At 58.9% G+C, this 12,668-nt stretch carries 10 protein-coding genes and 1 pseudogene; 2 read left to right on the top strand and 9 right to left on the bottom strand.

What is annotated here, in order from left to right; genetic code table 11:
- Positions 1–19 precede the first annotated feature (19 nt).
- The 4 genes from ACP96_RS18560 to ACP96_RS07385 all read right to left on the bottom strand — a co-directional run bounded on the left by ACP96_RS18560 (position 20) and on the right by ACP96_RS07385 (position 3,016).
- Entirely contained in the window at positions 20–973 is a 954-nt protein-coding gene (locus ACP96_RS18560; RefSeq protein ID WP_154020424.1) for a phage NrS-1 polymerase family protein, read from the bottom strand.
- Positions 973–1,608, bottom strand: a complete 636-nt coding sequence (locus tag ACP96_RS07390) for a hypothetical protein (protein WP_154020423.1) — start codon at positions 1,606–1,608, stop codon at positions 973–975. Before ACP96_RS07390 ends, ACP96_RS18560 begins: the two co-directional genes overlap by 1 nt.
- A gap of 395 nt (positions 1,609–2,003) precedes the next feature.
- The gene (locus tag ACP96_RS18555; protein WP_154020422.1) at positions 2,004–2,609 is read right to left on the bottom strand and encodes a hypothetical protein; all 606 of its coding nucleotides are present in this window, start codon (positions 2,607–2,609) and stop codon (positions 2,004–2,006) included.
- A 116-nt stretch (positions 2,610–2,725) separates the two neighbouring features.
- The gene (locus ACP96_RS07385; protein WP_154020421.1) at positions 2,726–3,016 is read right to left on the bottom strand and encodes a GIY-YIG nuclease family protein; all 291 of its coding nucleotides are present in this window, start codon (positions 3,014–3,016) and stop codon (positions 2,726–2,728) included.
- Between the two features lie 518 nt (positions 3,017–3,534).
- Here ACP96_RS07385 and ACP96_RS17625 point away from each other — a divergent pair.
- Positions 3,535–4,401 carry a S1 family peptidase gene (locus ACP96_RS17625; protein ID WP_082222484.1) on the top strand — a complete coding sequence of 289 codons (867 nt, stop codon included), beginning with the start codon at positions 3,535–3,537 and terminating at the stop codon, positions 4,399–4,401.
- 700 nt (positions 4,402–5,101) lie between these two features.
- Here the strand turns inward: ACP96_RS17625 and ACP96_RS17620 are convergent.
- Positions 5,102–6,100 (bottom strand): tyrosine-type recombinase/integrase, encoded by a 999-nt coding sequence (locus ACP96_RS17620; RefSeq protein ID WP_082222483.1) that lies wholly within the window; start codon positions 6,098–6,100, stop codon positions 5,102–5,104.
- Between the two features lie 547 nt (positions 6,101–6,647).
- On the opposite strand from ACP96_RS17620, the gene ACP96_RS07370 reads away from it, so the two are divergent.
- On the top strand, positions 6,648–7,946 hold the full coding sequence (locus ACP96_RS07370; protein WP_050032844.1) for an MFS transporter: 1,299 nt from the start codon (positions 6,648–6,650) through the stop codon (positions 7,944–7,946).
- 45 nt (positions 7,947–7,991) lie between these two features.
- On the opposite strand, the pseudogene ACP96_RS17615 reads toward ACP96_RS07370, so the two are convergent.
- The 4 genes and pseudogenes from ACP96_RS17615 to thrS form a co-directional block, all read right to left on the bottom strand.
- Positions 7,992–8,165 (bottom strand): annotated as a pseudogene (locus tag ACP96_RS17615) (class I SAM-dependent methyltransferase); the annotation flags it as partial.
- A 48-nt stretch (positions 8,166–8,213) separates the two neighbouring features.
- On the bottom strand, positions 8,214–9,323 hold the full coding sequence (locus ACP96_RS07365) for a guanosine monophosphate reductase (protein ID WP_050032843.1): 1,110 nt from the start codon (positions 9,321–9,323) through the stop codon (positions 8,214–8,216).
- Positions 9,324–9,418: 95 nt separating this feature from the next.
- Positions 9,419–10,585, bottom strand: coding sequence for a pyridoxal-phosphate-dependent aminotransferase family protein (locus tag ACP96_RS07360; protein ID WP_050025160.1), 1,167 nt, complete (start codon positions 10,583–10,585; stop codon positions 9,419–9,421).
- 78 nt (positions 10,586–10,663) lie between these two features.
- On the bottom strand, positions 10,664–12,640 hold the full coding sequence (gene thrS, locus ACP96_RS07355; protein WP_200895691.1) for a threonine--tRNA ligase: 1,977 nt from the start codon (positions 12,638–12,640) through the stop codon (positions 10,664–10,666).
- Between the last annotated feature and the right edge of the window lie 28 nt (positions 12,641–12,668).

Genomic DNA, 12,668 nt, shown 5'->3' with positions numbered 1-12,668 from the left:
GATATCTATTGTTGTTTCACTACCTTGTTACATAATGTCCTGAGAACGTGCTACCGTTCGTTTTGATTGCTTTTTGGATAGTAACATCTCCATAGGTTTTCCCATCCGAGTAGTGAACTTCATCCCACTTAGACCGGATTCGGCTCGAATGCCGGAAGCATTTATCCACCAACTTTGCGTCCTCCCTACACCAGAACGCAAGATCGGAGGCAAAGCCAAGATCTGCCTCAGATGGTGATGAAAGACCTTCGCTCGAGCTAGATGGTGAATCCCATCGGTTCAACGTCCGCTTCGCTTGATTGGAGCCACTCTTTGCGTACTCCTCAACTGTGCGTCGGATGTCCTCCGCGCAGAGGCCTGTTGAATTATTAGATTCTGAGGCTCGATCATCTGTAGAGGAGGACTCATCAGGCTCCCCCGACTCTGTCCGCATGGGCAGATACTTACGCTCGAGATTGGCTATGACATCTCCAGCATTTTCTTCGATAGCCCCCGTGCTTTTCTCACATAGGTTGGATCGATTCCCAGTCAGCACAACATACTGATCGCGATCGTATATCTCGATCTCACCGATGTCGTCCAGAGCTCCCTTTTCTCCCCATTCGAGAGAACGTTCTCCTTCAACGATCAAGTGTAAGCCTTCGCCGGATCGGCTCCACTCAGTGTAGGTGCTCAACTCTTGGACGATCCTCTGAGCCTCTTGAGTGATGTCAGACGAGCCTTCGGGAACGACATCGTCGAGGTCAACAATCACGAACGGATCGTCCGATTGGAGTACGTACGCAGGCTGTCCAATGTACCGCTTCGACTGTCTTAGAGCGATATCCATCGGTAGCTGATTCTCCGGCACATTCCACCCCTCTCTCGGCCGAATCGGGGCCTTGTGGTTAGTGACTATCCACTGCGTTCGCTCGCGAAGAGGTTCTGGAACAGACCCCACACCGTGTTCTCTTGCCGGTTCGGATTCCCACATCAGTTGTACTCCCTATCGTCGTCGAACACGTAGCTGATCAGATCCTCTACTTTTTGTGGGTCAAACTTAGGGAGGACTTCTACAGCTTGGTCTGCCACCCAACAGTCTTTGGCTGCTTCTGGGCTCTCACATAGCTCCATAAGGGCGAACCCTACACAGGCGCCGTCGGCGCCACTGTAGTGCTTACTGAATCCCTGTAGATCGCGATGAAGCACATTGCGAATAGCCGTATGACGCTCCCAATCAGGCACCTCACACTGTTGGAGGACAGCATCACAGAGCGTCCAAGTTGCATCATCTCGGACCACGTTCTTGTTTCGCGAGTTCTCATAGGTTTGTTTGCGACCCATCTGATATTTCCACATCTTGTCGAAGTCGGTGGGATTGGAGCTATCCGCCTCGTATGATCGAAACGTTGTTCGGGCTGAACTACCAGTGATTTCAGCCGTGTCCGTTGTCTGGCCCCACTTCTTTCCGGTGTACTCCATATCTGCGTGTTCATAGATGACCTTATTCTCTCGCTCTCGCGGAGCAGATACTTTCCCGTAGTGGGCCCGGACAGAGCCATCCTTGTCAGCAGGAGCGGGTGAGTTGGTGTTCGGTACTCTATCTTCTGTAGCGATTTGTCTTTTCATGGTGCCACATGGCCACCTGCTGACACTGTCCTCACTCGACTGTAGACCCAGTCGATTCTACCCAGGTCTAGGAATTCAGCTCATTTCGGAGCCTACAGTAGACTACTGGATTCTGAGCGAGCACAGTTGTCTGAGCAGCGCGACACATGCGACTGTACCCGAAACAAACTGCCAACGTGTCGGGTATTAGCTACACTAGGTCATGGGCTGTCACTGACTAAACTGTTTCCCAAATGGCGCTAGCGTGGTGCCAATTGTGCTCAAGATTTTTTTATATTGGAGCAAACTGAGGCTTGCTTAGAACGGGGGTAACCTCTCGAAAAATTTGGAGGTTTTTAGAGCCAGGATCGGTCGAATTGCGTGTAGTACAGCATGATTCAGAACCGCTATCAGGCTCACTTGGACTCAGGCACAAGATACGAATTGTTTGAGTCCAGTTGTAGAACGATTCCATGTTGATTCCTGTATACCCATCCTAAATTGTGGGAGCGGAGAGTCTGCTCGAACTGAGCTACCGAGAAGTCTAGAAGATGGTTTTTGTGAAAATCGACATCTAGCATATATGGGCATGTTACAAATACGGTGTTTTTGCTAGCATCAGTAGGCTTTGCCGTGCTACTCTTGTACTGATATCTCTTCAGTTGACCGTTCAGCTCACGTTGGATCTCGGGAATGCCCGTGTCTGATCGTTCAGTAGCAATCTCGCCCTCTCCCCGATATGCTGGACCAATCTTACACTCGATGTATGCTGGTTCTGTTGGTGGTGTCACAATTTTTCTCCGATGAGGGTGAGATATCTCAAAGCAAATGTCGTGAGATAACGTAATATCGGGAACGATTTCTCCAGATTTTCGGTTGCCAACTTCGCTACTAGCCCGTATGGTAGGGTAGCTCTTTTCACCAGTACCTGAATAACTTCTACCACGTTTCACACGAGACCCGTCAAGAGCGTCCTCCAGCCACTTGATGAACCTATGCTCATCTTTGAACTGTGGTATCATGGCATAGTATCTACACTAAGTTGGAATAAACCCCGGTCCTAGGTTGATGTTTCAAAGGCGGAGGGTGACTCGATACCCACTTGACTGAAGTGTAGATGTACTTTCCCGGCTACGAATTAACCAGGCTGAGAAATGTAGATCCCGTCGTGGGTCTCCTCTTCCAAGATTTCGGCTGTGAGCTCTTCAGCACGATAGGCATCAGATTCTCTCTCAAACCACTGGATTGAGAGCAATCGAGTGGGAGGAAACATCTGTGTGAAGTTAGCACCGTCTCCGTTGCCAACGGCATGCTTCCAAAGACGATTTGGGACGACGGTGGAAACACCGACGTAGACCAGTCGTCTGTTCTCTTGGGCATCGTCTATCCATGAGACATCATTCTGAAGACGGAGCTCTTCGCGGACCACTTTCTGAGTGACAAATTTCATTTGACACTCAAGAACGTACACCGCGTTAGTTTTCGTTGTCGTGCCGTCGGAGAACTGTTTGACTAATTCAGCCACCCGCTTTTTCGTCAGATTATGACAGAGACACTGATCAGCACAGTTACTATCAGACCGCTTCTGCAGGGCAGATTTGACGCGGTCGGGGACAACGTCACGGACACGTTGAGCGAGCTCCCTGTCAGTTTGGGAGCGAGGCTTTGACTTTCCGTGTCCAAACATGAGTAGTTGAGAGATACAGGTTAAGCTACAAAAAGAATTGGCCAATTTTGGATGTAATTCGTATCAAGCTAGCGGAAAATATGTACTGGTTCCCTTACAATGATATCGCAGAATAGGATGATCTAGCTCTGTTAAATCCTATTTTTACATCATCGTCCGAAACAGCGGGTCGCTGAAGAATGCTCATCTAGTGGGAGAGACAAGGTTCCCCATTCATTAAACACACTAACCTATTAGTCATTAGTCATATACAGCACGATATGGCAGTTGAAAAAAAGATCCAAGAAGCAACTTGTCGAGTGGATGGAACTGCGGGACAAGCTTCCGCTTTCTGGGTGGCCGAAAACCACCTTATTACAGCAGCCCATGTCGTTGCTGCCTCTAAGCCAGAGGACCTCACAATTCGGACTTTCGCCGGTAGCGTCTTGGAAGTTGATGTTATCTACGAAGACCAAAATGCCCCTGAAGATCCTGGGTCCGATATTGCCGTTCTCACTTCTAATAGACACCCTGACGAATGTCAAATACTACCAGTGTCATCTACAGTCCCACCGATTGGAACGAAGGTAATATGGTCCGGATACGCGCGATTAGTAGGAGAGAACTCTCTTGACCGCCAACGCTTCGGTTGGGGTCGAATCGCTTCAAAATCGTATCCGAATGGCGATGGTACATTTTTTGAGGTTGATGGACTGTTCAATCCCAGCCATAGTGGTGGTCCAGTTGTGAACGAGGAAACGGGTGAGGTAGTGGGTATTGTCGCACAGAGTGCAGGATCGTTCGAAAGTCTCTATGAACAGTGGGAAGAAAAAGTGGGAAGACTCACAGCCCTATTCGAATTATCGGAACAATTCCAAGGGATGATGCATGAGAGGTACACCTACAACGACCCGGGTAACGCCGTACAGGATATGGGTGTTTATGATAGATTAGGGCTTGAGTATGATCAGGAAATAAACGACGATGGGAACTACGAAATTAGTATCAATACAGAGCAAGTTCCTATACGAGCTGGCCAGATCCAGGGAGAAATTTCAGAGTTACTCTTGAATACTGCACAAAAAACGTTCCAAATGGGCGTCGGTATCTCATCAGGTGGTGATGAACTTATTAATAACTCACCCTGATACCGATCAAATGTCATGGGTTCTATCACAAATCGAACCGGAAAGTGCACAATTCGCTTATCACAGATAATCTAGTAGATTTCGAGCGAAATAGACGTGATCACCGTACCACAGATCCTCTGTATTCTGCAGATAATACTTAACCCACTCTGGCATTGACAGAAGATCCGATGATACATACTTACTCTGTACTGAGCGATTAGAGGCGTGAAATGTCAAATTATGAGAATTCCAGTAGCGCCGATGAGTTCGATATCCATCTTGGTTTACTCGCAAGTCTGTCCACAACGATCTATATTCGAAAATAGGTGTACTAAATAAAATACAGTGGCCGACCCGTTGCTGGTGGGCCACTCACTCAATGAGTAACGCGATGCAGATCGCATCTACAATGTGCATAGTATATAGTGAAGAGGGTTGTCAGAGTGTGTCCGAACAATGTATTAGTCCGATGCCAGTGTGGATTTCTCTCTATAAGAGGGCGACTGTTTGTTGCTTAGTTTGGTACTGTTACAGATGACCCTTGATTGGTCTGGGTCGACCTAGCTTGGTGTGTCGTTCTCTGTTGAGAGGAAGTAGATGGGTTGTGTACGATAGACTGTAAGGTGTACAACATACTGTGTCAGGATGAACCCCCATCCGTGTTCTCCTGCTGCCTGTGCCGTCTCATAGAAATAAAGATATTTGACACGATCAGAAATTAGATGTTGTCTAAGTGATCCCTCCTCAGATTCATTTGCTCCTCCAAACTGGTCTGGTCGTAGTGCGTCTCAAGTACGTCTCCGCTGACGTTTGCTCGTTCGGACACGACTGGACGAGGCACATTAGATCGTAAATGGTGGGTGATGGATCCTCTTCGAAGCGCGTGGGGACTTACCGCGTCTTCACACTGGTGGACTTCGTCATACGAATGATCCTCAACCTCGCATTGACAGTCCTCTCCGATGAACTGCGGTCTTGTGACCCAGTACGAATTTTTCCGGATATTACTTCGGCTGGTTCGGCCATAGTTAGTGGCTAGCAGTGGTGTCTGACCGTGTTCATCTTCCGTGCCTGGATGTTGCTCCTCTATCCAGTCAGTGAGGATCCGTCCTGTCTCCTCAGAGATTGCGATGAACCTCTCTCCAGAGGATTTGTTCTTCAGTGGTGTTCCATATTCTGGTCGATGTCTGACTTCGATGTATCCGTCGTCACTATCGACATCGTCTGCGTTGATGCTGCGCACAGTTCCGGTTCTCACTCCCGTTTTCCAGAGCAACAGGATGAGAACGTGCCGAAGGCTCGCATACTCATATTTAGCAAGCTTAGACAGAATCTGTTCTGCGTGATCGTTATCGATGTGTACTGATCGTGCGTTTTCGCCGTCATCGAGCTCTGGAACATCAACGGTTTCCTTGAGTCCCATCTCAACGGCGTCGATCTGCGCGCAGAAATCGAGGAAGGCTCTGAGGGTAGACATCTGTGTCCGAACAGACACGCGATTGAGGTCACCCTCTGCTTTTCTCCAGAGGCGGTACTCATGGAGACGTCGTCCAGTGAGCTCGTTGAGATTGGTGATATCACGCTCATCACACCATCGGAGTAGGTGTTTGAGCCGAAGTCGGTGTGCGTTGAGAGTCGAGTCAGCACAATCGTCTGCCCTGTGTTTGAGGTAAAGCTCTACGCCTCGTTCTGGTTCAAGAGGTTCAAGTTCTGGCATGGCTCGTGTGCGATGCCAACCGTGGGGGCAGACAGAGTACCTCGTCCGGGAGGAGCAGATCTTGCTTAATCCGTCGGTCGCGTGTTTATTGTGCCTGTCTGTGCGCAGTAGCACAGACGGCACAGGCTTCTGCGTAAGCGCCAGGGAACCGCTGTACCCCGGCGACTTACGTAGAACGTATTCGCGCCCGGCCCGTACACTGAATCTCGGAGCGACGCCGATACGGTGAAGCGACCAGGTGCTCGGTCCGCTGTTAACATCTCGCTCCGGCTTCCACTGACATGTAGCTGTATTTTTGCATCGGTCAGCGATCGACATCCGTCAGGCGTCGGCGCCATCAATCGGCGCACCGCACTCCGGGCAGAGGTCGTCGGCGCACGAGACGGCGAGGTCACACTCCGGACAGAACCGGCGATCGCAGACTGGGTCGCCCATGGCCGTACGGCCGTCCGGACGGCTCATAAGTCCGACGGCGACTCCACCCCGGTCCGGTCCGTCGAGCGCTTCGAACCGAAACCCACTTTGAACCGGTGCGTGCCGATCCGGTGTGAGCAACGCGGACACTGGTAACGGGGAGAAGCGATCGCAGTTCTGGGCGCTCTACCTCACCCGATTTGCCGAGGGGTTCGGTTTCATCACTCTGCTGACGCTGCTGCCGACCTACATCAACACGCTGGATCCGCAGGCGACGACGGTGCTCGGCGTCACCATCTCGGCCGGGTTTATCATCGGGATGTACACCACCGGGTTCACCCTCGCGCAGACGGTCGCCGTGATCCCGCTGGCGTGGGCCGGCGATCGGTTCGACAAGCGGCTCGTCCTCATCGCCGTTCTCGGTGTCGGCGCGGGCGTCTACACCCTGTTTCCGTTCGTCGACTCCTCCGGATCGTTCGTCCTCGTCAGGGCGCTACAGGGGTTCGTCGTTACCGGCGCGGGGCTGATGACGCTCTCGCTGGTCGGGGAGATCGCCGACGTGGGCACGCGCGCGGACAAGATCGGCAAAGCGAACGCTGCCGCCTTCGCGGCCTCGATCGTGGGCTCGCTCGGCGCGGGCGCGGTGTACGACTCGGTCGGGTTCGGACCGGTGTTTGCTATCATCACGGTGCTGATGATCGTCGCGTGGGTGATCACCTGGGGCGTCCTCGACGCCGACCCGACCCGCGTCGAGGGGTTCCCGTTCACCGACCTCGCGGTCAACCGGCGGATCGTCACTATCTCGACGTTCCGGACGCAGTACGCCTTCGCGGTGACGATGGTACGGACTTGGATCCCGATCTACGCCGGCACGCAGATGGCCGCGGGCGGGCTCGCGGTCGGCGCGACCGCGGTCGCGGTGACGGTCACCGGGGAGAAGGCCACCAACATGGTCGGTCAGCTGTTCACCGGCCGGCTCTCGGACGCCTACGGACGGTCGCTGTTCGTCTTCGCCGGCGGCGGTGCCTACGGGCTGATCGCGGTCCTGATCCCCTTCGCTCCGATGGTCGGCACGGCCCTCGGCGCCGCGGTGACGGTTCCGATCCTCGGCGAGTTGCCGCCGGCGTATCTCCCCCTCGTCGCCTTCTCAGGGCTGCTCGGCGTCGCCGACTCCTTCCGCGAGCCGGCCAGCATGGCGCTGTTCGCGGACGAGGGGACTGACGACGGCGGCGTCGCGTCCAGCTTCGGCATCCGCGAGCTCGTCTGGCGGCCCGGATCGGTGGCGGGCCCCCTCATCGCCGGCTGGCTGATGGTCGAGGTCAGCATGGCGTCCGTCTTCTACGTCGGCGGCGCGTTCGCGATCACCGGCGTCGTCGCGTTCCTCGCGGTTCTCGCGCACGACCACGGACGCGCGGCGCTGACGGCGTGGTAGGGCGCGTGAATCGTCGATCCGAGAGCTGTGATCCTTCAGTTCCACCTACCACTTCCGGAGCGCGGCTCGGTAATGCGGCCCGTTTCCGGTTCCCTGCCGGTCGATCGCTGCGACCTCCCACTCGGTCCCGAGAGCCGCCTCGCGGAGCCGGTCCGGCGAGAACAGCCTGAAGTGGAGCGTCGGATCTGTCTCTCGGTCGTACGCGAACCGCATAGAACGCCTCGATCGGATGGTCGCGGGGTCGATTTTGCCGTCTCGATCGCTCGATCAGTCGTCGCTTTCGGCCGCCGACCCGCCGGTCGAATCGGCGACTCGCTCCGTCTCGCTGTCTACGCTGATCCCCTCCCAGTCGTCGTCGGTGTGGAACCCTTCGCGCTCCTTCGCGCCGGGCGCGACGCGGACGAACTCGGCCCGGTCGCGAGCCCGCTCGATGGTGTGACCGCCGCAGTACGACAGCCCCGAGCGGATCCCCTGACAGAACTCCTCGGTGACCGTCGCAACCGGCCCCTTGTACGGCGTCAGCGCCTCGACGCCCTCGTCGGCGACCACGTCGGTGCCCTTGTCGTCGCGGTCCTCGGCGGCGGCGGTCGTCGCCATCCCGCGCGACCGCTTGTAGCGCGTTCCCTCGACCTCGACGACCGCGCCGGGCGCTTCCGCCGTGCCGGCGAAGAGGCTCCCGAGCATCACGGTGTCGGCGCCGGCCATCAGCGCCTTCGCCGCGTCGCCGGAGGTGCGGATCCCGCCGTCGGCGCATATCGTCACGTCGAGGTCTTCGGCCGCGGTCGCGCAGTCGTCGACCGCGGTCAGCTGCGGCACGCCCGCGCCGGCGACCTTCCGCGTGGTGCAGTGCGAGCCGGGGCCGATACCGACCTTCACGCAGTCGGCGCCGGCGGCCGCGAGGTCCTCGACGCCCGCGGGCGTGGCGACATTGCCGGCGACCAGATCCGTCTCCGGGAACTCCTCGGCGATCTCCTCGACCGCCCGGATCGTCCGTTCGAGGTGGCCGTGCGCCACGTCGACGACGAGCGCGTCCACGTCGGCCGCGACGAGCGCGGCGCTCCGGGCCACGTAGTCCTCGTTGATGCCGACCGCGGCGGCGACCCGTTCGCCGGCCGCGGCCACGTCCTCGACCTGCGCCGCCTGCTCGTCGACGGTGAGGAATCGGTGCAGCACGCCGATCCCGCCGGCGCGGGAGATCTCAACCGCCAGATCCGCCTCCGTGACGGTGTCCATCGCCGCCGAGACGAGCGGCGTCTTCAGCTCGACATTCGGCGTGAGCCGCGTCGAGAGGTCCACGTCGCTCCGGCTGTCGACCGGCGACCGCTGCGGCACGAGCAGCACGTCCCCGTAGCTGAGTCCGGTTCGTAGATCGTTCATACCCTTACCGAGGGGAGAGACACGCACTGATAAACCCCTCGGCGGTGGTCCGCGGTCGCGTCCGATTCCGACGCCCCCGCGTCGCTTCCAGCCGACTAGAACCCCTGCTCCGCGAGCGCGTCCTCCAGCGCCGCGAGAACGTACTCGACGTTCTTCGGGCGGGCTGAGTATCCCATGCAGCCGATCCGCCAGATGTCGCCCTCGAGATCGCCGAGTCCGGACGCGATCTCCAAGTCGTACTCCTTGAGGAGGTGCTCGATGACGGCGCCGTCGTCGATCCCGTCCGGCACCCGCACCGCGTTCAGGCTCGGGAGCCAGTACTCGTCGGGGGCGTTCATCTCGAGTCCCAGATCCTGAAGGCCCGCCTTCAGGTCGCCGGCGACCTCTCGGTGGCGCTCCCACCGCGCTTCGATCCCCTCCTCAGCGACGAGGCGGAGGGCCTCGCGGAGCGCGTACACGTTGGTGATCGGCGCGGTGTGGTGGTACGACCGGTCGTCGCCCCAGTACCCCTCCAAGAGGGAGAGGTCGAGGTACCACGACCGAGGTTGTTCGTCGCGGTCGAGCACCTTGTCCATCGCGCGGTCGCTGAGCGTGAGCGGGCTCGCGCCGGGCGGACACGAGAGGCACTTCTGCGGGCCGGAGTAGGCGGCGTCGATCCCCCACTCGTCGACGCGCAGTTCGACGCCCCCCAGCGAGGTGACCGAGTCGGCGATCACGAACGCGTCGTGGTCGTGTGCGATATCGGTCAGTTCGGGGACGTTCGGCTGGAGGACTCCCGTCGAGGTCTCGGCGTGGACGAACCCGAACACGTCCGGCTGGTGCTCGTCGAACGCGCGCTCCACGTCGACCGGATCGAGGGGCTCGCCCCACGGCGCGTCGACCTCGACGACATCGCCGCCCGCCCGCTCGGCCATCGACTTCATCCGCCCGCCGAAGTAGCCGTTCGTCGGGACCAGCATCGTGTCGCCCGGCTCGACGAGGTTGCCGATGGCCGCCTCCATCGACGCGGATCCGGTCCCCGACACCGGGATCGTCCACTTGTTGTCGGTCCGGAACGTGTAGCGCAGCAGCTCCTGAACCTCGTCCATGATCTCGACGAACGACGGGTCGAGGTGGCCGACGAGCGGGGTGCTCATCGCTTTCAGCACGCGCGGGTGGACGTCGCTCGGCCCCGGTCCCATCAGCGTTCGGTCCGGCGGCGTCAGCTCGCCGACGTCCGGCACGTCGCGTTCCGGCTCGGTCAGCGCGGATGCGTCACTCATGCGACGAGCTATCCGGAGCAGCGTCAAAAGCACGACGAAACCCGAGCGGCGGGCCGGAGCGTCCGGCCGCCGAGGAGTTCACTCCGCGTCGACGAAGTCCGGCTCCGTCCGCTTCTCGTCGCGCTCGTCGACGAGGTGGTCGACGAACGCGTCGAGGTCGACGTCGCCGCGCTGGTTCTCGAAGCGGTCGCGGACCGAGACGGTGCCCGCCTCCTGCTCGTCGTCGCCGACGATCACCATGTACGGGAGGCGGTCGTCGTGGCCGGCGCGGATCTTGCGGCCGACCGTCCAGTCGCGGTCCTCCACCTCGACGCGGAAGCCGGCGTCCTCCAACTGGTTCTTCACGCGGTGCGCGTAGCCGAGCGTCTCGTCGGAGACGGGGAGGATGCGGACCTGTTCGGGCGCGAGCCACAGCGGGAAGTCGCCGTCGAAGTGCTCGATGAGCACCATGAAGAAGCGCTCGTAGCTCCCGTACAGCGCGCGGTGGATCATCACCGGCTGGTGGTCCTCGTTGTCCTCGCCCGTGTAGGTGAGGTCGAACCGGTCGGGCATGTTGAAGTCGAGCTGGACCGTCGGACCGTCCCAGACGCGGCCGAGGGCGTCCTCGAAGCCGAAGTCGATCTTCGGGCCGTAGAAGGCGCCGTCGCCGGGCTCGACGTCGTAGTCGTAGCCGCCCGACTCGAGCACGTCGCGGAGCTGCTCCTCCGCGGACTCCCAGATCTCGTCGCCCCCGACGGACTTGTCGGGGCGGGTCGCCAGCGCGACCTCCACGTCGAGGTCGAGCGTCTCGACGACCTCGAAGATCATCTCGATCACCGACTCGATCTCCTGACGGATCTGGTCCGGGCGGACGAACAGGTGCCCGTCGTCGATGGTGAACGACCAGACGCGCGACAGGCCCGACAGCTCGCCGCGCTGCTCCTTCCGGTACACCTTCCCGTTCTCGAAGTAGCGCTGCGGAAGGTCGCGGTACGACCACGACTGCTGGTCGAAGATCGTCGCGTGGCCCGGGCAGTTCATCGGCTTGAGCCCGTACTCCTCGTCGTTCACGTCGAGGAGGAACATGTCGTCCTTGTAGTTCTCGTAGTGGCCGGACTTCTTCCACAGCTCCGTCCGGAACACGTGCGGGGTCTCGACCTCCTCGTACCCGTTCTCGCGGTTGAGCTCGTTCGCGAAGTCCGACAGCTCGCGGAGGACGGTCTTGCCCGGCGGGTGGTACAGCGGGAGCCCGGGCCCGGTGACCGTCGGGATCGAGAAGAGGTTCATCTCCTGCCCGATCTTCCGGTGGTCACGCTCCAACGCTTCCTCGCGCAGCTCCAGGTGCTCTTCGAGGTCGGACTCGGAGGCGAACGCCGTCCCGTACACGCGGGTGAGCGTGTCGTTGTCCTCGTCGCCGCGCCAGTAGGCGGCCGAGACCTCGAGGAGGGCCGCCGCGCCGATCTCCCCGGTCGACTCGACGTGGGGGCCCTGACAGAGGTCCCGCCAGCCGTCCTGCACGTAGAAGGTGACCTCCTCGTCGTCGGCCTCCTCCTCGAGAATCTGCAGCTTGTACTCGTTGTCGGCGTAGATCTCCTTGGCCTCCTCGCTAGAGCGGACCTCGCGCTCGATGTCGTAGTCGGCCGCGATGATGTCGTCCATCTCGTCTTCGATGGCGTCGAGGTCGCCCTCGTCGAGGTCGACGTCGGTCACGTCGTAGTAGAACCCGTCGTCGGTCGGGGGGCCGATCGTCAGCGTCGCCTCGGGGTGGAGCCGCTGGAGGGCCTGCGCGAAGACGTGGGCGGCGGAGTGGCGCAGCACCGTGAGGTACTCGTCGGACTGGTCCGTGACGATCTCGATCCGCGCGCCGTCGTGGACCGTCGCGTGCTTTTCGACGAGTTCGCCGTCGATCTTCCCCGCGACCGTGTCGCGACCGAGCCCGGGGCCGATCTCGAAGGCGACGTCCTCGACTGTCGCCCCCGCCGGCACGTCCAGCTCTGATCCGTCCGGAAGGACGACCGTCACGTCGGCCTGCGCATCGGTCTCGCTCATACCTCTTCGGAGCCGGACGAGGGGCATAAGTTTGTTCGATCCCCGGCACGGCCTC

Source organism: Halorubrum halophilum (assembly GCF_000739595.1).
Taxonomy (GTDB): Archaea; Halobacteriota; Halobacteria; order Halobacteriales; family Haloferacaceae; genus Halorubrum; species Halorubrum halophilum.
This window is presented reverse-complemented; position numbering and strand designations above follow the sequence as displayed.

What these genes read in the sequence shown, in the direction of transcription:
- ACP96_RS18560 (WP_154020424.1), bottom strand. Translation starts at nt 973, where the DNA reads ATGTGGGAATCCGAACCGGCAAGAGAACACGGTGTGGGGTCTGTTCCA.
- ACP96_RS07390 (WP_154020423.1), bottom strand. Translation starts at nt 1,608, where the DNA reads ATGAAAAGACAAATCGCTACAGAAGATAGAGTACCGAACACCAACTCA.
- ACP96_RS18555 (WP_154020422.1), bottom strand. Translation starts at nt 2,609, where the DNA reads ATGATACCACAGTTCAAAGATGAGCATAGGTTCATCAAGTGGCTGGAG.
- ACP96_RS17625 (WP_082222484.1), top strand. Translation starts at nt 3,535, where the DNA reads ATGGCAGTTGAAAAAAAGATCCAAGAAGCAACTTGTCGAGTGGATGGA.
- ACP96_RS17620 (WP_082222483.1), bottom strand. Translation starts at nt 6,100, where the DNA reads ATGCCAGAACTTGAACCTCTTGAACCAGAACGAGGCGTAGAGCTTTAC.
- ACP96_RS07365 (WP_050032843.1), bottom strand. Translation starts at nt 9,323, where the DNA reads ATGAACGATCTACGAACCGGACTCAGCTACGGGGACGTGCTGCTCGTG.
- ACP96_RS07360 (WP_050025160.1), bottom strand. Translation starts at nt 10,585, where the DNA reads ATGAGTGACGCATCCGCGCTGACCGAGCCGGAACGCGACGTGCCGGAC.
- thrS (WP_200895691.1), bottom strand. Translation starts at nt 12,640, where the DNA reads ATGCCCCTCGTCCGGCTCCGAAGAGGTATGAGCGAGACCGATGCGCAG.